The organism is Gottfriedia sp. S16(2024) (assembly GCF_050473765.1).
Classification (GTDB): Bacteria; Bacillota; Bacilli; order Bacillales; family Bacillaceae_G; genus Gottfriedia.
The window spans coordinates 3695916-3717822 of record NZ_JBFLUO010000001.1 but is presented as its reverse complement, the minus strand read 5'-3'; the positions used below and the strand labels follow the sequence as shown (position 1 = coordinate 3717822).

Below are 21907 nucleotides of genomic sequence, written 5' to 3'. Positions count from 1 at the left end.
TGGAACACTTATGAAGAAAAGAAAACTAGGTAAATATGCGATTGCTGCTACAGTAGGCGCATCTCTATTATTTCAACAAATTCAAAATGTTCATGCTGAAACTACTTCACAGTCCCCAATCCCGCCTAAGCATGAGCTGCGAGCAGCTTGGATTGCTTCAGTAGTAAACATAGATTGGCCATCAGCTACAGGCTTATCTGAAATGCAACAAAAATCGGAGTTTATTAAACTACTAGATGATGTGGAAAAGATGGGAATGAATTCAGTTGTCGTCCAAATTAAGCCGACTGCAGATGCTTTTTATCCATCTAATTATGGTCCATGGTCAAAATACTTAACAGGTACACAAGGTAAGGATCCAGGCTACGATCCACTTGCATTTATGGTTGAAGAAGCACATAAACGTAATATTGAATTTCATGCCTGGTTTAATCCGTATCGTATTACAATGCCACGAACTACACCAGGAGATGCGACTTTAGAGGATTTAAATACTTTAGCAGAAAACCATCCTGCAAGAAAACATCCTGAGTGGGTAATCCCATATGGAAAGCAATTATATTTTGATCCGGGTAATCCTGATGCACGTCAATTTATTATTGATGGGATTATGGAAGTTGTAAAAAAATATGATATTGATGCAGTCCATTTGGATGATTATTTTTATCCATATCGCATCGCAGGTCAAGAATTTCCAGATCAATCCTCGTACGAAAAATATGGTAAACAAAAGTTTGCTAATATTGATGATTGGCGACGAGACAATGTAAATGAGTTCGTCAAAATTCTTCACAATTCAATAAAAGATGAAAAATCTTATGTGAAGTTTGGGATTAGTCCTTTTGGAGTCTGGAGAAACATCGCAAAAGACCCTACTGGTTCAAATACTACTGCTGGACAAACAAATTATGATGATTTATTTGCAGACACAAGGGAATGGATTAATAAAGATTATCTAGATTATATTACTCCGCAAATCTATTGGAATATAGGATTTGAACCAGCTGCGTATGATATACTTGCGAATTGGTGGACGAAGGAAGTAAAAGGTAAGAATATTGATTTATATATTGGACAAGCTGATTACAAAATTAACGATAACAATGCAGCTTGGGCTTTACCTGATGAATTACCAAAACAAATTGCCTTAAATCGTACAATTCCTGAAATCAAAGGTAGTATGCATTTTTCAATTAAAGACTTAAATCGTAATCCACTTGGTATTAAGGAACGTTTAAGCCAGGACTTATATAAAACAAAAGCATTAATTCCTTCAATGCCATGGTTAGATGACCAGGCTCCAAAGAAACCAAAATTCGAAAACGCTCTTCGTACAAAAGATGGAATCCAACTCACTTTGAATACTCACCCTAATGATCAAGATGTTTCCTATTATGTTGTATACCGTTTTGATGGATTACAAAAAGATAGCATAGATGATCCAAGAAACATCTTAACTACCGTTCGTAAATCAGATAATGGCAAAACAACATATCTCGATTCAACAGCAAATATAGATAAAGACTACACATATGAAATAACTGCTGTCGATCGACTTCATAATGAAAGTAAAGAAAGTAGTCAAATAAAGGTTAAAGCTAGTAAGAAATAGGTATAATAAAGAGCTTCCAATTCAATATAGGAAGCTCTTTATACTTTTAGTGCTATGTTGCAGATTTCATAATCACTGCTTTTATCATAAAATAACTAATTTCAGTTGGTAATTCATCTTTAATAGGTCGAAGTTTTTCACTTCCAACTGTATTAATCACTTCTTTAATTTGTTTTTCAATATCAAAAGGCACTATTTCATCCCAATCAAAATGATCATCTTCCATTGCACTTTGCAGAATATGGTTTTCAACGGTAGTCGTATTTAATCCTCTCTCATTTGCAATTTCAGAAATAGTAAGTCCGTTTTGATAAGATTCATATGATATTTTGTGTGAAGGTACTTTATTAATTGTAGTCGCTTTTGGTCTCGTAGTTTCTACTTCAATTTCGTTCTCTTCTTTATATTTCTTGATCACCTCTATAAATTGCGTACCAAATTTTTGTTGTTTTTGTAATCCGACACCTTTTGCTTGTAGAAACTCTTCATCAGTTGTAGGGAGTAATTTACTTAAATCTCTTAAAGTACTATCTGCAAATACGACAAATGGCGGAACTCCAAGTTCTGTAGCAATTTCTTTACGTAAACTTCGTAGTTGATCAAATAAATTATTATCTACGTTTGTCATTTCAGTAACTTGGATTTCTTCTTTTTTCATTACGTTTATTTTATTTAATAATACTTCTCTTCCCCTATTTGTAACAGTTAACAGTGGGAATTTACCGCTTGTAACGCCAATAAATTGTTCCGATGTTAAATAATCAATTAAATCACCGACACTTTTTAATGTACGATTTTTAAATAAACCGTATGTCGTTAAAGTATGAAAATTTAAGTCTATTAATTTTTTATTCATTGATCCTGTTAGTACGGATGCAACCATCGTTTTACCAAATCTTTCGCCCATTCGGATAATGCAAGATAAAACGATTTGAGCATCAATTGTAATGTCTATTGCAGTCCGCTTGTCAATACAATTACTACACTTACCACAAGCATGGTCACTTTCATCACCGAAGTATTTTAAAATAAATGCTTGTAAACATGTTTCGCAATAACTGTAATCTTTCATAGATTGTAGTTTTGAGATTTCTTGTTTTAGTCGATTAGGTTCGAATGTAGATTGCTCAATTAAAAATCTTTGTATTTGAACATCTTGTGCAGTAAAAAGTAAAATACATTCACTTTCTAATCCATCTCGACCTGCTCTCCCAGCCTCTTGATAATAGCTTTCCATATTTTTAGGCATTTGGTAATGGATTACATATCTAACATTACTCTTGTCAATTCCCATACCAAATGCATTTGTAGCGACCATAACGTTAATATTATCTTGTAAAAATGCATCCTGTTGTTTTGAACGTTCTGCATCGCTTAAGCCTGCATGATATTTACCGACAGAAATGCCAAGCTTTTTTAATTTATTCGTAACATTATCTACTTCTTTTCTAGTTGCGGCGTATATAATACCTGATTCGTTTTTATTTTGATTTATGTAATTACAAATATAATCAAATCGGTTTTGACCTCTAATGACTTTAAAAGATAAATTCTCTCTTTCAAAGCCTGTAATGATTGTCGTTTCCTCAACTATTCCTAGTTGATGACATATATCAGATTTAACTTGTGGAGTTGCTGTTGCAGTAAGTGCCAATATTGTTGGGTTAGTAGGCAATTCTTGTATTAAGTTTTTTATACGTAAGTAACTTGGTCTAAAATCATGTCCCCATGAGGATATACAGTGTGCTTCATCTACTGCTACTAGTAAGATCGGCAATCTTTTTAATTCATTAATAAAGCTTTCTGATTCTAATCGTTCAGGTGCAACATATAGAATTTTGTATTCACCATAGCTTAAATCCATCATTCTTTCATTTACTTCATTATAAGAAAGTGAACTATTAATAAATGTGGAAGGGATACCTACTTGATGCAATGCATCTACCTGGTCTTTCATTAAAGAGATTAAAGGAGAAATGACGAGGGTAACTCCTTGGAGAATTGTCGCTGGAATTTGATAACAGATCGACTTTCCACCACCTGTAGGCATGATACCAGCTGTATGCTTTCCTGATAAAACTCGTTCAATAATTTGTTCTTGTCCAGGTCTAAAATTTTCATATCCAAAATATTTTTTTAAGTTTTCTCTTGCAAGTGTTAACATGCTTGCCTCCTTTTTTATTTTATTTGTACAATTCTATTTTACTATAAAGAAATTGAAGAAAGTAATTTTCTTAAGCCGTTTTCGAAATTTGCATTATCAAGCTTCTGACGTTTTTTTGGTCCCTTCACTCGTCCACCTGCATTTCGAATTTTCTTTGAAACATATCGAGTATGTAAAAGTGAGTCAATATTTTCATTTGTATATTGAAAACCGTTTTGATTTAATACATAAGCTTGCTTTGATAAAACCATTGCAGCAAGACCATAATCTTGAGTAATGACGAGATCTCCGTTTACAACTCGATTTACTAAAGCAAAATCAACTGCATCTGCACCTTGTGAAACAACGATCGTTTCAGCGCCCTCTCTTTGCATTATATGGGCAGTATCACATAATAAAAGAACGTTGATCTTAAATTCTGCTGCAATTTTAATTGTTTCTGAAACTACTGGACAGCCATCTGCATCAATTAAAATTTTCATTTGATTCTTCCTCTTTCAATTGTTCTTTTAAATTAAATAATTCGTTATCTGTTAATTTTCTCCATTTACCTATTTCTAGATTTTCCATATGGATATTCATAATTCGAATTCTCTTTAATTTAATCACTTTAAATCCAAAACTTTTTGCCATTTTCCGAATTTGACGATTTAAGCCCTGCGTTAAAATAATTCGAAATGTATATTCATCTATTTTTTCTACTTTACATTTTTTAGTTAAAACATTTCCAATAAGAACACCATTTGACATGCCATTAATAAAATCAACATCTATTGGCTGATCGACTGTGACAATATACTCCTTTTCATGTCCATGTTCACTATGTAAAATTTTATGTGCAATTGGCCCATCATTTGTAAGAATGATTAATCCTTCAGAATCTTTATCTAATCTACCTATAGGAAAAACTCTCCTTGGATAATTGACAAAATCAATTATATTTCCTTCGACAGTTTGTAATCCTGTACAAGTAATTCCTACTGGTTTATTAAGGATGATATAGTCCTTTTCACTCGTTAAGTAAATAACTTCATCATTTACTTGTACAAGATCATCTACTTCTACTATGCTGTTTTTTTCAGCAGTAAGTCCGTTAATTTTAACTTGTCCCGAAGCAACTAGTCGTTCCGCCGCCCTTCTAGAACAATACCCTGATGCGCTAATATAAACATTAATTCTCAAAACTTATTCCTCTTTTACTAGTCTTTCTTTTATCATAACAAAAAGTGCTGTGACATAACAGTCATCACAACACTTCGGGTTAATTATAGAGTCACTTCTTTTATAAATTTGATAAACTCTGAATTTCCACGTTCTTCAGCAATTTCAATTGGCGTTTTACCAGAATTATTCGTTTTAATTTCAGCACCGTTTTTAAACAAACGTTCAGCTATCGTCATATTTCCTTCAAATGCTGCGATATGTAATGAAGTGTGACCTTCACTGTCGCTAATATTAGGATCTGCTCCATTTGTTAAAAGAAAATCGATCACTTCTAAAGACTTAGCACCTGCAATTGCTGCATGTAGAGCTGTGTTTTGTGGAATGAATGACAGCTTTGAGTGAGAAAGTGCATTGACCTGGGCACCATTTTTTACTAAAGTTTTTACAACCTCATATTGACCGTAATGTGCTGCGATACCAAGTAATGTTAACCCATGCTCATTTTCTTCATGTATCAAATCTGGCTGTTCACTTATTATTTCAATTACAATTTCATTTTCACCTTTTTCCGTCGAATCAAATAATTTTGCAAGTAAATTCTCCATCGTTATCTCTCCTTATTTCTACATTCAATTTGTAAATGCTTTAAAAATAAATGAAGCTTTTTATTTAAATGACTCGCCTCATTTATCTCTACAGGTATTAATTGAATTGTAGTTCCTCGTTGCATTTGTACAAGTTTCCAAAGGTCAGAATAAATTACTGTACCAATTGATGCATATCCCCCTGTAGTTTGAGAGTCTGCTAGTAAGATAATTGGTTGACCAGTTGGTAGTACTTGAATCGTTCCAAAAGTAGTGCCTTCTGATAGAATATTTGAATCAAACGGTTCTAAATTAGCATTTTTTGAACTCAAATACATCCCCATTCTATTAAACGTACCAATTGTAAGTGGTTCAGATAATATTTGTGATTTTATATGGTTTGGTATTTTCTCAAAATGACTACTTTTTATAAAATGAACCAAATTATGCGTTGGATAAACTGGAATATACTCATGTTTTAGTCCATTTTTCACCAGTTTATAAGATGGGCTTGAACCATAAATTATTGTACCTTTTTTAACAATTAATCCAAGAGAAGCAGACTCATACGATGACTGACTTTCGAAATGACATTCACTAGTAATTCCGTCTGGTACTGATATATATGAATAAACACCAGTATTTCCCCCGTTAAAAGTTAAAATCTCTCCCTTTGCTATGTCAATTATTTTATTCATCTCAACTAATTTACCGTTAATTGCAGGTTTCAAATTTCCACCTGTAATGATGATTGAGAATTGATTTAATGCTTTTAGGACAGTACCACCAATCGCAATTTCGATACTAGCGGCGTTTAATTTATTTCCTATTATTAGATTTCCAATTTGATAAGCTAATTTGTCCATAGCACCAGAAACAGGTATACCTAAATGTCTAAATCCATTCCTACCATTATCTTGAATGGAAATAGAAACACCTTTTTGTAATACTTCAAAAAACTCTTTCAAAGTATTACGCTCCTATAGACTTAACAAGTATATTATTTTCACTAAATACGTTACGTAATTCCATCGCTAATTTAATTGAAATGTCTGAATCACTATGTATACAAATGGTATCAGCTTGAATTGGAATATCTTTACCAGAAATTGTAGATACGGTTTTGGTTGTTACAATTTGAAGTGCCTGATTAATGGCATCTTTCGTATTGTGATGAACCGAGTTTAATTGATTACGAGGTACTAATAAACCATCTTCACCATATGCTCGATCTGCAAATACTTCCGAAGAAAAAGGAATATTCATTTCGATCGCTGCTTCTATTAATTTGCTATTTGCAAGTCCATATAAGGTTAGTGAAGAATCGAAGTCTTTCATTGCTTTTGTAATCGCTAAAGCGAGTTTCAAATTTGTAGCTGCCATATTATAAAGTGCACCATGAGGTTTTAAATGACGAAGTTCAACTCGGTTTACTTTGCATATCGAATAAAGTGCTCCAATCTGATAGAGAACTAATTTATATATTTCTTCATCACTGAAATTCATTTCTCTTCTACCAAAACCAAGTAAATCAGGAAAACTTGGATGTGCTCCAATTGATAAATTATACTGTTTTGCTAATTTTACTGTTTCATAAATGACAAACGGATCTCCTGCATGATATCCGCAAGCGATATTGGCTGAAGTAATATGTGGCATAATCTGTTCATCATTTATTTTGTAATTCCCAAAACTTTCACCTAAATCACAATTTAAATCAATTTGAATCAATAAAACGCACTTCCTTTTTAATTGAATAGTTGTCCTCTTTCACTAACTGTTCAATCTGATTAAATTCTTCGATATTAATCTCCAAAAATTTGACTAGATCTCCAGGTTTAAAGTTTTCTGTGCCATTATTTTTCGTTGAAAATATGGAAATTGGAGTACGTCCAATAATATTCCACCCACCAGGAGATTCAAAAGGATAAATCCCTGTTTGATTTCCCGCAATTCCAACTGAACCTTTTAAGACTGTTTTTGGCTTTGTTAGTCTCGGAGTTGATAGTTTAGGGGTTAACCCGCCCAGATATGGAAATCCAGGTATAAAACCAATCATATAAATAGGATATGTTTTTTCTAAATAAAGACGAATTACGTCATCAGTTTTTAGTTTATTATGTTCTGCTACTTTTTGAAGTTCTGTCCCGAAAGTGGAACTAAAACAAATAGGAATTTCATAAATTGCATGCACTCGCTTTATTTTTGAACCATTATAATGATTAAAATGACACTTTATTTCTTGGATTATTTCTGCATATGAAAAGTTAAAAGAATCATAAAAAATCGTAATGGAATGATAAGACGGTACGACTGCTGTTATTTTAGTCATTAATTTAATTTTGAGATAGTCTGAGAAAGCATGTACTAGATTATTTGTTTCCATTGAGATCGAATCACCTAAATAACATACTAAGCCTGAGCAACCTAATGGAAAAATATCCAATTTGGTGCTAGTCATTTAGACTAATCACTTCAATTACAAGTTTTATAGCATTCATCAAATCTGATTGCGACCAACTTGGCAACTTCCGATCTATTACGGCCATTTCATGTGAAGCTGGAATATGAATAAAGCCACTTGGAATTTGCTTGTTTATTTTTTTTAATTCATTAAGCATTTGATACATAACGTTATTACACAAATAAGTACCTGCAGAATCGGATATTTCAGCTGGAAATTTATGATTGTTTAATTCATTAACAACTTTCTGAATTGGCAGTGTTGAAAATAGTCCATCAGGGCCTTCAGCATCAATTTTAGCTCCATCAAATTTATTCCCTTTATTATCCGCAGCTCCATCATTGCAATTTATGGCAATCCGTTCTGGCGTTATTTTATATCTTCCACCAGCTAATCCTAGTGAAATCACTGCGGAAGGATTATAAGTATGGAATAAATTTAGTAATTCATTACCCGCTGTATTAAAATCAACAGGTAAAACTTTGCCGATAATTTGATAAGAACCGACGACCTGATCGTTTAATTCTTTTACTATTTCTTCTGTAGGATTAATTGAAAAGTTCAAAAAAGGTTCAAAACCTGTTAACAATAATGTATTCAAGTGCTCTCAGTCCTTTAGTAAAATTTATATAGTAGAATACTTCTACAAAATCAAGTTGATATCCTTTTAATATAAAAAGTTTAGGTCCTATGTATGACTTGTTCTCTTTCAAAAATGGAACTACTTTCTTAATTTAATATAGACTGTATTTAGGGTTGGTTTTTCTACTAAAATATGTTTTTTGGCAACTCTTTGACTCTTAATAACTTAATATTTTCGTTTTTTCTAATATATTACGGTATGTGAAATTTTGTTATATTTTTTGTTATATTTCTCACTTGGCGTTTTTTGTCACTAATATTAATGGAATTCTCTAATTAAATAACAATAATAAACAAAGAAAACGGGTAACTTATTCGCTATCTAATACCGATAGTCGAAGAATGATAGAATTTAGAGCAAAAAAATCCTCAACCAAAAGAATTGTTGAGGATCTTGAAAACGTGTTACATTAAAATTTTTGAGAATGGGAGTGATTGAATTGTTATAACTTAACATTTCAATCATTCTTTCTTTTTAAACAAATTATTGTTGCGATAACAAATATTGAGCATCTCGAAGTAAATACTCTGTGGCCTTATTTGTTATGTGTTTACCGCTTTGTGCCTTAACTTCATTCATAAAGCTTTTCAAATTATTTTGTGCTAATTTTACTTGAAGGCTATTTGCTATTCCAGCATTATCAATCCATTCAGTATTAGCAAAGCGTCTTACTAATCCTTTTAAAGAATCGTTACTTGCAATTGTTGTAAACTGGATTGTTTTGGTCTCAAGATTCCCCGCTTTATCAACCGCGTTTATGACTAGGAGATGATTACCAAGTGGTAACGTATAAAATGGAATTGATGCTCCAGTTTTGTATGGATAATCCTCAAGTGTTACCATCGTTTTATTGTTATCAACACCTGAAAAGTTGTCTGTTAGTGTAAACTCAGGAGTTATTTCGCCATCATTTTCATAAACACTTCCATTCAATGGGACAGATTCTGCAATTGTTGGTCCTGTCTTATCAATTCTAATAGAAAGTTGCTTTGAAACCTCCTCATTACCTACATTATCGATAGCACGATACTCAATTGTATGTATACCTTCAGTTGTCAAAGTTAATTCGCTTTGGTTTACCCATTCGCCATCGTCTATTCTAGTCTCGATACGATCGACACCAGTACCAGTTGAATTGTCCACAGCATTGAACTTCACATTCACATTCCTTGTATTCCACACCTCATCACCGATAACCCCATCTGTTATTGCCGTAGTCAAAGGAGGCTCAACATCAATGCTTCGTCCATATACTTCAAATTCATAAATATTTGCAGTTCCTGTTTCAGCATAATTTTGAGGCGTCGTAATATAAAGCCTTACATACCTTACATTGGTTTTGTTAAAATACCTGTCTGTGCTATTCGATACGTTTCCTGCAACCGAGTCCAAATCCCTCCAAGTCGTCCCATCGAGACTGCCCTGAAGCTTATAATTTTTTGTATTAAGAGATAAACTCTCTCCACCTTCTCCAGAGTGCTTCACAATCCATCTGCTAATATCATAGTTTTGTCCAAGATCAACCATCAACCATTTCTCCCCAGTCGTATCTGAGGACCACTTTCTACTAATCTCAGTAGAACCATCTACTGCCTTTGAAGGTTCATATCCTACTAAACTTCCATTAGCTGTAGCTGTTTTGTTCAAAGTCAAATTGATCGGAGCTGGATCAAATGCTAAGGTTGTAACTTTAAGAGCACTACTTTCCTCTGATACATTACCTGCTGCATCCTGTGCTTTAACCCTAAACTGGTATGTGGTCTTAGGTTTTAATCCCGTTACTTTAAAGTTAGTTCGTCCTGTTGTCGAGCCAATTAATGTATCACCGTTATATATTTCATAGCCTGTAACGCCTACATTACCTTTAAAATTATCTGATGATCCATCCCATGATAGCATTGCCATCTTGTCTGTTACTAAATTTGTGTTAACATTGACCGGTACAGTAGGTGCTTGTTTATCTGCAAGAAGTGCATCCGGTGTATAATTATTTATAGTCCAAGTTGCGATCGTACTCTTTGTAGCGAAGTCTCTTCCGTTTATTACAATCCGATCGGCATAAATATCAAAAATCAACCCTTGAGCACCTGGCTCTTTAGTATAAGAAGGAAAATACTTTATTGCACCATCTCTTATCATTGAAAAATACTGTTTGTTAAATAAAGTCCCTGGCAATCTTATATCATCATGCACATGTCCTGTTACTAATACGCTTTGAGGATATTCACCTACAATATCCTTAAATTTTTGATCCTGTACCTCATCGCTTTGATAGCCGTCCTCAGACTTTGTCATTGACACTGTATTCCCTAATGGTTGGTGAATGAATAAAAAGATTGGTTTTGGTTTATTTGCACCCTCGGCCAATTTTACTTTCAACCAGTTAAGTTGAAGATCCGAAAGATAAGCACTGTCCTTATCATCCGTCTCAGTTGCTAAATAGATAAAATGATATCCACTAATCCATTTATCAAAGTACACCGCTGGCATGCCTGTATGGGATAGAAATCTATCTTTTGCAGTATCAAATCCAGTCATCCATCTTACATCGTGGTTCCCAAATACATAGTTGCGGTCTAATTGGGGATATTTATTCATAGTTGTCATAAAAGTGTCATATTGTGTATCTGTTCCATAATCAGTAAGATCCCCACCAACACTAACTGATTTCACATTATTACTTACCGCATCTTGCATCGCCTCATTTAGGATAATATCATTGGTATCTCCTTTTGCATTAGCATGTGTATCAGATATTGCCATAAAACTGAATTTATAGCTAGTATCCTTCTCTGGTGTATTTGAAGCAAGTACTGTTACGTTGATTTGTTTTGATAAGGCTACATTATTCGGATTTGTAACCTCTACAGGAGGAATAGCTGTTCCCGTTACTGTAAAAATCTGTTCATTTCTATTGGATGGATCATAACCTGAAGAGTCAATATTCCATTTCACAGGAGCATTAACATTTCCACCATCCGTAACTAGAACTAAATTACTAGGTAAGCCTAAGGCAACATTAGTTGGTGCTGTACCGTTTTCCACACCTGTAATCGATTTAGGTGCTATAATGCTTTCTAGAATTTTGGGCTTTATTTCTACTATGAAAGTAACTTTCTTACCAAGTACTGTTACAGTTAAAGGCTGGCTTTGTGTTGGCGAAGAACTGTTAAAACCACTTAGATCAGATGCTCTAATTTCTTCTACACGTGTAGTACCATCAATATATGTACCAGTGACTACTATGCCTGTGAGATCAAGGCTTTCACCAATTCGGTATGTAGTTTTCGTTGGTAGTTTCGTAAGAGAGATGCTGTTCAACGTTTTCGAAAACTGAAACCAGTTAATGTTGGCTACATATGTTTTTCCAGGATTAACTTTTAATACAAGGTATACTTTATGAACTCCAGTAACCTGAGTAATTTCAGTTGACATTGTTTTATAAACATTCCAGTTGTCTGTTGCAGTAGCAGTAGTTGAAAGTGTACCTACTTTGTTTCCATTTGTACTATTAGGACCATCAATCCATATTTCAATATCCCCACCGGCATTCGAACCCTTAACTGAGACTCTTGCACTGAAATTTGTAGCACCATTGATCCCGCTGCCAAAATCAATATTGGTGTATTCTAAATACTGGTTATCATTAGTTCCTCCAATGCTTTGTCCACCATCTGGACAAGATTCAACTTTAAGATATGAACCTGACTTGGAACTAAAATTTTCTGCTTCAATCTGACTATACCCATCAGTAGCTGCATTCACCGGAATATAGCCAACAAAATTTCCGAGTATGTATGAAACGATCAATATTAAAGAAAGTAATGATTTGTTAAACCTCGTTAAATTAACCATAAAAAAAATCCCTTTCTCAAGCAGAATACTAAGTAAATTTAATGTAATAAATCAGACTACAACAATTAATACACTGTGAAGATTAATTAAATATCAGTTAAATATCGTTCCTCCTTTTTCAAAATGATCCCTAACTTTCCTTACGACTTCTTCACCTAGTGAATTCAACTACCCTTTAAAATCTTAATTTCACTTTTTTCAGTGAGAAGGTGCAGAGTATTACACGGACAATTATATTTTCACTATGTAAATTAAACATTAATTTTATATTAAACAATTATTCTTGAAATCATTGTGTTAAGTAATCCGTAATGATATTTGGAACACACACTTAGATAATATTTAAATTTACAATTTTTCCTTTTAAGTGATTTCCTGCAGGAGGTAATATAAATATGAAGTACAAAACTAACTTAACATCAAGTATCTATTCCTCCCATTTCCATATCCTTAAGCCAGAATGGTTATTCAATTTTCGAATAAACACAAAAAAAGTTCAAAAACATTTACGTAATTGAACTTATATAGATGAATTTTCAGTCGTGTCTGCTAGCTTTTTTTCAGGTTTATTATATATTACGGATCCTTCAAGATTTAAAGAACTGTTAACTAAATTACTTAAAATTAACCATTAATTATACAGTTTAATTGTTAAACATATATAAAGGAAACATACTTTTTATGTTAACCAATAAATACTATTAAGATATTCTTAATGATGATTTTATTAATTTCTACATCATCTACAAATTGAACTACCCTCTAATTTGGAGAAACACAGCATAGTCTGTTACACAATTTCTATCTACTTTCTATAAAATCTTATGAAAAAGATTCAATCCAGGTGTAATCCCATTTTGAATTTGCTTCAAAAAGTTTATTGATTTTTATAATTTGAGCGAACTATAAACATTATTTATATATTTTCTTTTTCAACTAAACTGCTATTTTGCTCCATAAAAAAAATCGACTTTTCAGCCGACTGTCTTGTTAAACTAAAGCAATGGGTTAATTCAACAAGCTATTTTTCTTTTCTTCCAATCTGTCACTTAATTTGTTAAAGTTCTGAACTACCTCAGGCATTGATAATTTTTTTGCTAACAAACTCCCTTTTTCAATTGATTTAGATGCTTCTTCGAATAAATTTGATTTAATTTGAGCATCTGCAAGACAATACCAGTAAAACCACGCATTCATTTTTGAAATTTTATCACGATAAAACTTTTCAATGAAAGGATAGTATTTAGAATATAATTCTTTATCATAAACTAATTTTTCACTATTCCATTTTAATACATCTACTAAATAACTATCAGCAATATACGATCGCCAAACTGCCAAACCTTCTTTTTGATTTCCATTCAAAAGGTCGACTTCATGATAAGGAACTTCTGCGATATTTTTAAATGAGTTATCAATCCACTGAAAAATTTCAAGGTTGCTTCCTGCTGCTGCCCCAATTGTAACACCAAATAAATATTCTTTTACACCATCACCAGTAATATCAGCTAATCCCGAAAAATCTAAATCTACTCCTTGAATTTTTGTCTCCCAAACCTTTTCCCACTCATTATTAATCTTCTTAAATACCATTACTCCATATAGGGAAGGAGAAGGTTGTACTTTTGCTTTAATTTTAAATGTTACGATTAATTCTTTCTGCCCATCCTGGTTAAAGTCATAGGGTTGAATTGATGATGCGTACAAAGGTTTTTTAGGAGTTACAAGTAAAGCGTTCGACGGAGTAAACTCTTTAACAATCTTCATTAGCTCTTTATTTGGTTGTTCGTCAGCAAGAACAAATATCGGTGATAGATTAAGTGCCACGAATAGTAAGGTAAATTGTATTATTTTCTTCATTAAATATGTCCCCTTATACTAGTATAGGTTTATAATTCCCTATTATCGATTTGTATATTTTGGACATTATTTAGAAATCCCTTTTTTACTGTTAAAAAAAGAGCTTAAATTTCTCTTTATTTAAAGAGAAACCTAAGACTCAAATTTAACCTCTTACCTTAAGAAGAACCACCAACAGTTAAGTAATATTTATAACTATTGAATATCACGAAAAGAAATTTAACAAATACATATAAAAATCAAATGAAATCGAACTTTGGTTATGATGTAAGACAATATTCCTATTATTATTAATTGAATAGTCTCGTTGCCAATTCGATAATCCCGCCAATTGTTTAAAATTCGGCCTTGTAACTGAATTAGTGAGGTAGGCAGAACGATATGCTCCTGGCCATCTCATTCTATTTAGGTTAAAAATCATTTGTTCAGCCGTCATTATTCCTAATCCATGTCCAAAATACGTACCATCTCCTAGAACAACGGCATTTTCTCCTCTCCACTCAGGGGTTAGTGGACTAAATTCTGGATTATTAAAATAAACGATATCACCAGGTAAAATTCGATCAGAATACTGGGCACCTATTCCTAAGTCAGGATTAGCATGCCAGCCGTATAAATAGATATTTTGAAAAATTTGATTAAATAAGTTTTCACCAATCAGATTTAAAACCGCATGGTAATAAATAATGACCATTGCCGTTGCACATTCAAACGCGTAGAGTGAACTATTAAAGTAAATATCATTAATCGCGTCAGAAGGTTTTACACCTGGCCTTAATTGGAATGCTCCTGATCTCATTAATTGCCAGTACATTGGATTACATCGCGATCTTTCAAATACGGCAAAGCTCAATCTACTTTGAAACATAGCTCTCGCACTTAAAGTGATATTATTTCGCAACATACTTTCAAACTCATCAAGGGATCGAAATTCATGAACCGTCGGATTTTCATTCATCTGTTGAATTTCCATACTTATAACACGATCAGACGCCCCTGTGTCATTTTGTTGAACTGGCATCCTCGATAAATGATTCATAATATACCTCATTTCTGCATCAAGCATTATTTTCCATATATACCCATCATATTCAAAGATCGCTTTGAAGTGTATATTCGACGCAGAACCTTTCTAAGTGGTTCTTTTTTTGTTTTATACATCTTTAAAAGTGTACTGAAGATGGTAAAGGAAACTTAGCCATTAAGATACTGCATCTCCAATAGTTAGATATTTTTAAATTCACATTGTTAATCAGAAATGAATAGGAACTTTGAAGTACCATAAGCACAAAAAAGTACCATATATACCTATAATATTGGTAAATGTATAATAAATCTGACTTACCTTTATATTGCTTTTTTTAATTAGTTTGCTGTAAAAGTAAGTTTATGAAATTACGTATGTATTATTAAACCAATTAGAAAAAGGCAATAATGTTCGAAGGAAAATTAAATTAGGATAATGATATCTATAAATACTATTTTTGATAAAGGTGAGGAATTGAAAAATGAAAGAAAAACTTACTATTGATGTTTACCATGCAGAAGAAGCTAATGTAAATGCTTATATTTTTTCAGATAATAAAGGTACCTTTATTGTAGACTGCACACGAAACAGCGAGGAGGCACGAAAAGTTGCGGCACTTGCACTGTCAAAAGGTTCAATACCAAAGACAATGCTAATTACACACGGACATCCGGATCATTATCTCGGTATGGGGGCTATGTTACAGGAATTTCCTGATCTTAAAATTGTCGTTGCTTCCCAAGAAGTAAAAGATGATATCATCAATTTTACAGAATGGATGGATTCTGTTAATTGGCTTGAGGGTGAACCGCAAATGAAACCAAAATCCGAACAATCTCCAGATGGATTTGATTATAATATGCGATTGGAAGTATTACAAACAAATGAAATAGTTCTTCCTGGAGGAAGCGTACTCGAAGTCAAAGCAGATTATCCACCAACAGAGAGTGCCCATGTGACAACTCTTTACTCTCGTGACCTAAATGCGCTAATCAGTTCAGATCTTTCTTACAATAAAGTTCATATTTGGCTAGGTGTTGGGGTTGAGCGTGAGCATATCAAAAACTGGCAGGAACAGTTAGTACTACTTAAAGAGAAATACGGACCACTCGAACCGACGATCTATCCTGGACATGGTGACCCGACGGATGTTTCAATTTTTGAAATCGATAAGAAGTACATGGATGATTTATTGAATGCAGTCCAAACATCTGACTCGGAGGAAGAGGCAAAACAGAAAATGATGCAACTGTATCCGGACTGGCAAAACACCGAGTTCCTTTTAACTGAGAGTATTAAGAATCAAATAGAATTATCTCGTAAGTAAAATATCATATATGATATTTTACTCAAGTCCTATTACACTTCCGTACCGTTATTTTTATGGCGGTTCATATTCAGTCCATATTGAAATCACTATCTTTGGTAGAGACTTTATGATTGAATAGGTTAATGCCTATTGGTTTTAATTGATTTCAAACAATTGTGTAAATGTACTAATATTTAATTGTTTATATTTAGTGTCACACATAAAAATGAAGGATAGAAAAGCAGATATGATATCTACTATTTCTATCCTATTTTTCTACTACATATATCCTCTTTTGCGTTCTTTGTATGTTCTAGTAAGCATTTTTTGTTTTAGTTAAATTAAATGAACTACTTTCGGTAAATGAAATTTCTTCATTTAAAATATTAAAATCCTTTGTTATTAAAAGGTAATCACTAAATCCTTTTAATGGCTAAACAATTAACATGAACGAAACAGTCCACATCATTTGCTTTTTCTCGGTCTAACAATTAATTTTTGGGGTATTTAATTGTTTATAAATAGATCCTCTCTTTTTTCTTACCTGATTCATAGATTGCACAAATCATTTTTTGAGTTTTCATTGCTTCTTCACCAGTAATATGTAACTGAGAATGATGTTCCAATGATTCATAAAAATTATTAATCTGTTTTACATGACTAACGCCCCAGTATCCTTTCGCACCATTGCCGTAGTCAAATGTTTCATTTGGATTGTTATCAGAGGCGAATTCTCTTCCATCTTTTAAAGAGACAACTCCACGGTCAGCAACTATTTTCGCAATTCCATTTTCACAATGCAGTTCAATCGTAACTGGTGCATCATATGAATAATAGTTTATCGTATGAAATGCCGTAACTACTCCGTTTCTATACTTGATAACTCCTTCTGCACAGTCCTCAACTTCAATAATTTCATGTGCCCTATTACTAATTGTTGCGTCGATATATTCAATCTCATCATCAACAAACCATCGCATTAAATCCATCGTATGAATAGCTTGGTCAATGACTACCCCTCCACCTTCTTTTTCCCAAGTCCCTTTCCAATCACTATTCAAATAGTACTGGTCAGAACGGTCCCATGTTACTGATAGTTTTCCAGATTTTATTTTTCCTAAAGTACCATTTTGTAACATTTCTTTAATGAGAACTGATCCTGGATTATATCTATTTTGAAAAATGACACCTAATGTTACTCCATTATTTTTTGCTGTTTCTACCATTTCTTGTGCATCAGAATAATGGATAGACATTGGCTTTTCAGTAAGAACATGTATTTTTCGCTTCGCGGCTTCAATTGCAACCGGCGCATGTAAATAATGCGGTAAGCAAATATGGATAACATCTAAACTCTCTTTCTCAAAAAGCTCTAGATAATTTGTATAATAATTACAATTGAATTGTTCAGCTTTCTCTTTTGCTCGCTCTTCTTTATTATCACAAACCGCTACTAATTCTACATTATCTCTAATAAAAGCAGGTTGCGCATGCATTAGAAAAATATTTCCACAACCAATAATCGCAACTCTTAATTTTTCCATTATTTCACCATCTTTTATTGGATTAGTTTCCTATTTAGATCAAGTCCACCACATTTGTGATGGCTCTTCATTTATTAATACAGACTGTAAATTTTTAACGGCACGTGAAAAACCTTCTTCTATCGACATGATTGGGTCTTCATGTTCAATACTAACTACATAGTCATATCCAAACGTACGTAGTGCACTCATCATATCTGACCAATCTTTTAAACTATGTCCACAGCCTACTGATCGGAATGTCCAAGCTCTTGTTTGAACTTCACCATATGGTTGCATATCAGTTAAACCATACATATTTACATTATCTTGATCGATATAAGTATCTTTTGCATGGAAATGATGAATCGCATTTTCTTTTCCAAGTATTTTAATTGCTGCTACAGGATCAATCCCTTGCCACCATAGATGACTTGGATCCAAGTTAGCACCAATTGCCTCACTAGTTTCTTTGCGTAACTTTAATAATGTATATGGAGTATGAATTAAAAAGCCACCATGTAGTTCTAACCCAATTTTCACTTGATGATCTTCCGCAAATTTGCCCATTTCTTTCCAATAAGGAATTAGCTTTTCTTCCCATTGCCAATTTAGTATATCTCTATACTCATTTGGCCAAGCGGTTACAGGCCAACTTGGGTATTTTGCTTCTTCATGGTCACCACTTGTTCCAGAAAAACAATTTACAACTGGTACCCTTAATAACGAAGCCAGTTTAATCGTTTTTGCAAGTACATCATGAGATTCCTTCGCAAACTCTTTATCAGGAGATATTGGATTACCATGACAACTAAAAGCGCTAATCGTTAATCCACGTTTCTCAACTTTTTCAATATACTCTCTTCTGAGTTGCTCACTTTCTAATAAACGATCTAACGGACAATGAGCATTACCAGGGTAACAACCAGTTCCTATTTCAACAGCCTTTAGTCCGGAGTCTGCAACTTTATCAAGCATTTCTTCAAATGATTGATCCGCAAATAATACCGTAAATACTCCTAATTTCATCATTTTCTCGCTCCAATCTATTATTTACGTTAGTGCCTCTATGGCCTCTTTATGTCCATATGAAGGATATTTTCTTTTTGATTTATTCGCCCAATTTACTGCATTAATGATGATTTTTTGAACTTCTTTATGATGATAAGTTGGATAAGTTTCATGACCTGGTCTGAAATAAAAGATTTTCCCATTCCCTCTTTTAAATGTACAACCACTTCTAAATACCTCTCCACCTTTAAACCAACTAACTAAAACTAGCTCATCTGGAGTAGGAATATCAAAATGTTCACCATACATTTCCTCTTGATCAATCTCAATATATTCGCCAATACCATCTACTATTGGGTGAGACGGATCAACAACCCAAAGTCTTTCCGTTTCCGCTGCTTCACGCCATTTTAAATCGCAGCTAGTCCCCATTAATTTTTTAAAAATCTTAGAAAAATGTCCAGAATGTAGGACAATTAACCCCATTCCTTGCAATACTTTTTCATAAACTTTTTGAACAATTTGATCTTCCACGTCATTATGAGCAATATGTCCCCACCAAATTAATACATCAGTATTTTCTAGTACTTCATTCGTCAATCCATGTTCGGCCTGCTCTAATGTAGCCGTCGTAGTATCGTAACCTGCTTCATTTAAGAAAGTAGCAATGGTTGTATGTATTCCGCTTGGATAGATGCTTTTTACAGCTGGATTAATTTGTTCATGTCGATTTTCATTCCAAATCGTTACTTTTACCATATAACTCACCCATCTCTATTTTTTTACTTAAATTTTTGCGTCTTAAGCTTCAGCTAAAATCAATCTTAAGTTATTCAATCCAATTTCAACACTTTCTAATTGTGGTTTAGTAAAAGCCTCTTGCTCGACAATTAACCATTCGGCTGAATTTAGTTTTGCTTGTTGTACAATTCCTTTAATATTCATAATTCCATTTCCTACTTCGGTACTTTCATCTTTGGATGGAGCCATATCCTTCACATGAATTAATGGAGTTCTTCCTTTATACTTATTCATGAATTCAACAGCATCTACACCAGCAAATTCTAACCAATAAGTATCCAACTCTGCTTTTAAGAGATTAGTTGGAACTGAGTTTAATAAAATATCTAGTATATATTCGCTTTCTAATCTGACTAATTCATGAGCATGATTATGATAAACTAAAGAAATTCCCGCTTCAGCTAACTTGTTTGCAGATTGTTGTAAATGTTCCGCGAATTCTTTCCATTCTTCTATACTAGTAAAATTTGCCCAAGGACATACAACATATTTGTTTCCTAATTCTTTTTCGAAAGCTATTACGTCATCAATATGATGAATAATTTGATCTGCACTTACATGGGCTCCAGCTATCTTTAATCCTAGTTTGTTTAAAACAACTTTTATTTCCGAAGCATTTTTACCATAGTATCCAGCGAACTCGACACCGTCATAACCCATTTGTGCTACTTTTTCTAAAGTACCGAAAAAGTCGATTGCTGCGTCCTCTTTTACACTCCATAATTGTAAGGCGATTGGTAGTGTCATTTAGTTCATTCCCTATATTTTTTAGTTAAAATATACCGGTTTCTTTGATTTTGAAGATTCATAGATTGCCTCTAAAATTTGAGTTACAACTAATGCTTGCTCAGGTTTAACGGTTGGTTCTGTATCATTAATAATACTGTCAATCCATTGTCTCGCTTCTAACACTTCAGCGGAATCGGTTGCACTTTCATAAAAAGCTACGCCACCAGTTTGAATATCAATTGTTTTATCGTAAAGTCGCCCATATGCTTCCCCATTAATTCGGAGGCCATCTCTCATATCAGCTCCACCTTCAGTACCACAAAGTGTAGTTTGAGCTTCTCCTATTTCAAGAGTATTTAAAGCCCAGCTCGATTCTAGGATAACGGTTGCACCATTTTCCATTGTAATAAAACCAAATGCAGAGTCTTCCACTTTAAATTCATTTGGATCCCATGGTCCAAAAGCATTTGCAGCCTTTTCTTTATGTGATAATTCGTGGTAAACGTTTCCAACTACAAATTTAGGTTTATAATTATCCATTAGCCATAATGTTAAATCCAAAGCATGAGTACCAATATCAATTAATGGTCCGCCACATTGCTCTTCTTCATTTAAAAATACGCCCCAAGTAGGTACCGCTCTTCTTCTAATCGCATGAGCTTTTGCAAAATAAATTTCACCAAGTTCATTATTTTTACAAACTTCGCTTAAATATTGTGAATCGTTTCGAAAACGATTTTGATATCCGATCGTTAATTTTTTTCCTGTACGTTTAGAAGCTTCTACCATTGCTTTTGCTTCAGCTGAAGTTTTTGCCATAGGCTTCTCACACATAACGTGTTTACCTGCTTCCAAAGAATCAATCGTAATAAATGAATGAGATTTATTTGGTGTACAAACGTGAATTACATCAATTGATTCATCAGCTAATAATTCCTTATAATCTGTATATGTCTTTGCTTCCTCAACACCAAATTGTGCCTTAGCTTTAAAAGCGCGTTCTTCAATAATGTCACAAAAAGCTACCATTTCTACATGATCTAATGCTGCTAAACTTGGCATATGTTTACCATTAGCTATTCCGCCACAACCGATTATTCCTACTTTTAATTTCATTATGATAACCTCCGGAAATGTTATTTACATTCCCAGTTTATAGAA

Annotated in this window: 18 protein-coding genes; 2 read left to right on the top strand and 16 right to left on the bottom strand. The window is 33.3% G+C overall.

What is annotated here, in order from left to right; translation table 11 throughout:
• Window positions 1-10: 10 nt before the first annotated feature.
• The gene (locus tag AB1282_RS17520) at window positions 11-1612 is read left to right on the top strand and encodes a glycoside hydrolase family 10 protein (RefSeq protein WP_429899654.1); all 1602 of its coding nucleotides are present in this window, start codon (window positions 11-13) and stop codon (window positions 1610-1612) included.
• A gap of 52 nt (window positions 1613-1664) precedes the next feature.
• On the opposite strand, the gene recQ is transcribed toward AB1282_RS17520, so the two are convergent.
• From recQ to AB1282_RS17465, 11 genes are all read right to left on the bottom strand, one after another.
• Entirely contained in the window at window positions 1665-3776 is a 2112-nt protein-coding gene (recQ, locus tag AB1282_RS17515) for a DNA helicase RecQ (RefSeq protein ID WP_056473157.1), read from the bottom strand.
• Between the two features lie 41 nt (window positions 3777-3817).
• Entirely contained in the window at window positions 3818-4258 is a 441-nt protein-coding gene (locus AB1282_RS17510) for a YaiI/YqxD family protein (protein WP_056473159.1), read from the bottom strand.
• On the bottom strand, window positions 4242-4958 hold the full coding sequence (locus AB1282_RS17505) for a pseudouridine synthase (protein ID WP_056473162.1): 717 nt from the start codon (window positions 4956-4958) through the stop codon (window positions 4242-4244). Before AB1282_RS17505 ends, AB1282_RS17510 begins: the two co-directional genes overlap by 17 nt.
• Window positions 4959-5041: 83 nt before the next feature.
• Window positions 5042-5545 (bottom strand): ankyrin repeat domain-containing protein, encoded by a 504-nt coding sequence (locus AB1282_RS17500; protein ID WP_056473165.1) that lies wholly within the window; start codon window positions 5543-5545, stop codon window positions 5042-5044.
• Window positions 5546-5547: 2 nt separating this feature from the next.
• Window positions 5548-6492 (bottom strand): biotin-dependent carboxyltransferase family protein, encoded by a 945-nt coding sequence (locus AB1282_RS17495; protein WP_056473168.1) that lies wholly within the window; start codon window positions 6490-6492, stop codon window positions 5548-5550.
• 4 nt (window positions 6493-6496) lie between these two features.
• Complete coding sequence (locus tag AB1282_RS17490; RefSeq protein WP_056473169.1) at window positions 6497-7255, bottom strand: 5-oxoprolinase subunit PxpA; 759 nt, start codon at window positions 7253-7255, stop codon at window positions 6497-6499.
• Window positions 7242-7985: a 5-oxoprolinase subunit PxpB gene (gene pxpB / locus AB1282_RS17485; protein ID WP_056473172.1), complete on the bottom strand. Its 744-nt coding sequence runs from the start codon at window positions 7983-7985 to the stop codon at window positions 7242-7244. Before pxpB ends, AB1282_RS17490 begins: the two co-directional genes overlap by 14 nt.
• On the bottom strand, window positions 7978-8589 hold the full coding sequence (locus AB1282_RS17480; RefSeq protein ID WP_056473175.1) for a pyroglutamyl-peptidase I: 612 nt from the start codon (window positions 8587-8589) through the stop codon (window positions 7978-7980). Before AB1282_RS17480 ends, pxpB begins: the two co-directional genes overlap by 8 nt.
• Window positions 8590-9114: 525 nt before the next feature.
• Window positions 9115-12486: a carbohydrate-binding protein gene (locus tag AB1282_RS17475; RefSeq protein ID WP_056473178.1), complete on the bottom strand. Its 3372-nt coding sequence runs from the start codon at window positions 12484-12486 to the stop codon at window positions 9115-9117.
• A gap of 1008 nt (window positions 12487-13494) precedes the next feature.
• Complete coding sequence (locus AB1282_RS17470; RefSeq protein WP_429899653.1) at window positions 13495-14346, bottom strand: hypothetical protein; 852 nt, start codon at window positions 14344-14346, stop codon at window positions 13495-13497.
• 205 nt (window positions 14347-14551) lie between these two features.
• Window positions 14552-15385 (bottom strand): protein-glutamine gamma-glutamyltransferase, encoded by an 834-nt coding sequence (locus tag AB1282_RS17465; protein WP_056473182.1) that lies wholly within the window; start codon window positions 15383-15385, stop codon window positions 14552-14554.
• Window positions 15386-15854: 469 nt separating this feature from the next.
• On the opposite strand from AB1282_RS17465, the gene AB1282_RS17460 reads away from it, so the two are divergent.
• Entirely contained in the window at window positions 15855-16700 is an 846-nt protein-coding gene (locus AB1282_RS17460; protein ID WP_056473185.1) for an MBL fold metallo-hydrolase, read from the top strand.
• A gap of 497 nt (window positions 16701-17197) precedes the next feature.
• Here AB1282_RS17460 and AB1282_RS17455 read toward each other — a convergent pair whose 3' ends face one another.
• Genes AB1282_RS17455 through AB1282_RS17435 form a run of 5 tightly spaced genes read right to left on the bottom strand, consistent with a single transcriptional unit; the run spans window position 17198 to window position 21862 of the window.
• Window positions 17198-18226 carry a Gfo/Idh/MocA family protein gene (locus tag AB1282_RS17455; protein WP_056473188.1) on the bottom strand — a complete coding sequence of 343 codons (1029 nt, stop codon included), beginning with the start codon at window positions 18224-18226 and terminating at the stop codon, window positions 17198-17200.
• Window positions 18227-18265: 39 nt separating this feature from the next.
• Complete coding sequence (locus tag AB1282_RS17450) at window positions 18266-19234, bottom strand: sugar phosphate isomerase/epimerase family protein (RefSeq protein WP_056473246.1); 969 nt, start codon at window positions 19232-19234, stop codon at window positions 18266-18268.
• Between the two features lie 24 nt (window positions 19235-19258).
• On the bottom strand, window positions 19259-19975 hold the full coding sequence (locus AB1282_RS17445) for a ThuA domain-containing protein (protein ID WP_056473191.1): 717 nt from the start codon (window positions 19973-19975) through the stop codon (window positions 19259-19261).
• 42 nt (window positions 19976-20017) lie between these two features.
• A complete protein-coding gene (locus AB1282_RS17440) occupies window positions 20018-20764 on the bottom strand; it encodes a sugar phosphate isomerase/epimerase family protein (protein ID WP_056473192.1) in 747 nt (248 codons plus the stop codon).
• Between the two features lie 21 nt (window positions 20765-20785).
• On the bottom strand, window positions 20786-21862 hold the full coding sequence (locus tag AB1282_RS17435) for a Gfo/Idh/MocA family protein (protein WP_429899652.1): 1077 nt from the start codon (window positions 21860-21862) through the stop codon (window positions 20786-20788).
• Window positions 21863-21907: the final 45 nt, after the last annotated feature.

What these genes read in the sequence shown, in the direction of transcription:
- AB1282_RS17520 (WP_429899654.1), top strand. Translation starts at nt 11, where the DNA reads ATGAAGAAAAGAAAACTAGGTAAATATGCGATTGCTGCTACAGTAGGC.
- recQ (WP_056473157.1), bottom strand. Translation starts at nt 3,776, where the DNA reads ATGTTAACACTTGCAAGAGAAAACTTAAAAAAATATTTTGGATATGAA.
- AB1282_RS17510 (WP_056473159.1), bottom strand. Translation starts at nt 4,258, where the DNA reads ATGAAAATTTTAATTGATGCAGATGGCTGTCCAGTAGTTTCAGAAACA.
- AB1282_RS17500 (WP_056473165.1), bottom strand. Translation starts at nt 5,545, where the DNA reads ATGGAGAATTTACTTGCAAAATTATTTGATTCGACGGAAAAAGGTGAA.
- pxpB (WP_056473172.1), bottom strand. Translation starts at nt 7,985, where the DNA reads ATGACTAGCACCAAATTGGATATTTTTCCATTAGGTTGCTCAGGCTTA.
- AB1282_RS17475 (WP_056473178.1), bottom strand. Translation starts at nt 12,486, where the DNA reads ATGGTTAATTTAACGAGGTTTAACAAATCATTACTTTCTTTAATATTG.
- AB1282_RS17470 (WP_429899653.1), bottom strand. Translation starts at nt 14,346, where the DNA reads ATGAAGAAAATAATACAATTTACCTTACTATTCGTGGCACTTAATCTA.
- AB1282_RS17465 (WP_056473182.1), bottom strand. Translation starts at nt 15,385, where the DNA reads ATGAATCATTTATCGAGGATGCCAGTTCAACAAAATGACACAGGGGCG.
- AB1282_RS17460 (WP_056473185.1), top strand. Translation starts at nt 15,855, where the DNA reads ATGAAAGAAAAACTTACTATTGATGTTTACCATGCAGAAGAAGCTAAT.
- AB1282_RS17455 (WP_056473188.1), bottom strand. Translation starts at nt 18,226, where the DNA reads ATGGAAAAATTAAGAGTTGCGATTATTGGTTGTGGAAATATTTTTCTA.
- AB1282_RS17450 (WP_056473246.1), bottom strand. Translation starts at nt 19,234, where the DNA reads ATGAAATTAGGAGTATTTACGGTATTATTTGCGGATCAATCATTTGAA.
- AB1282_RS17445 (WP_056473191.1), bottom strand. Translation starts at nt 19,975, where the DNA reads ATGGTAAAAGTAACGATTTGGAATGAAAATCGACATGAACAAATTAAT.
- AB1282_RS17440 (WP_056473192.1), bottom strand. Translation starts at nt 20,764, where the DNA reads ATGACACTACCAATCGCCTTACAATTATGGAGTGTAAAAGAGGACGCA.
- AB1282_RS17435 (WP_429899652.1), bottom strand. Translation starts at nt 21,862, where the DNA reads ATGAAATTAAAAGTAGGAATAATCGGTTGTGGCGGAATAGCTAATGGT.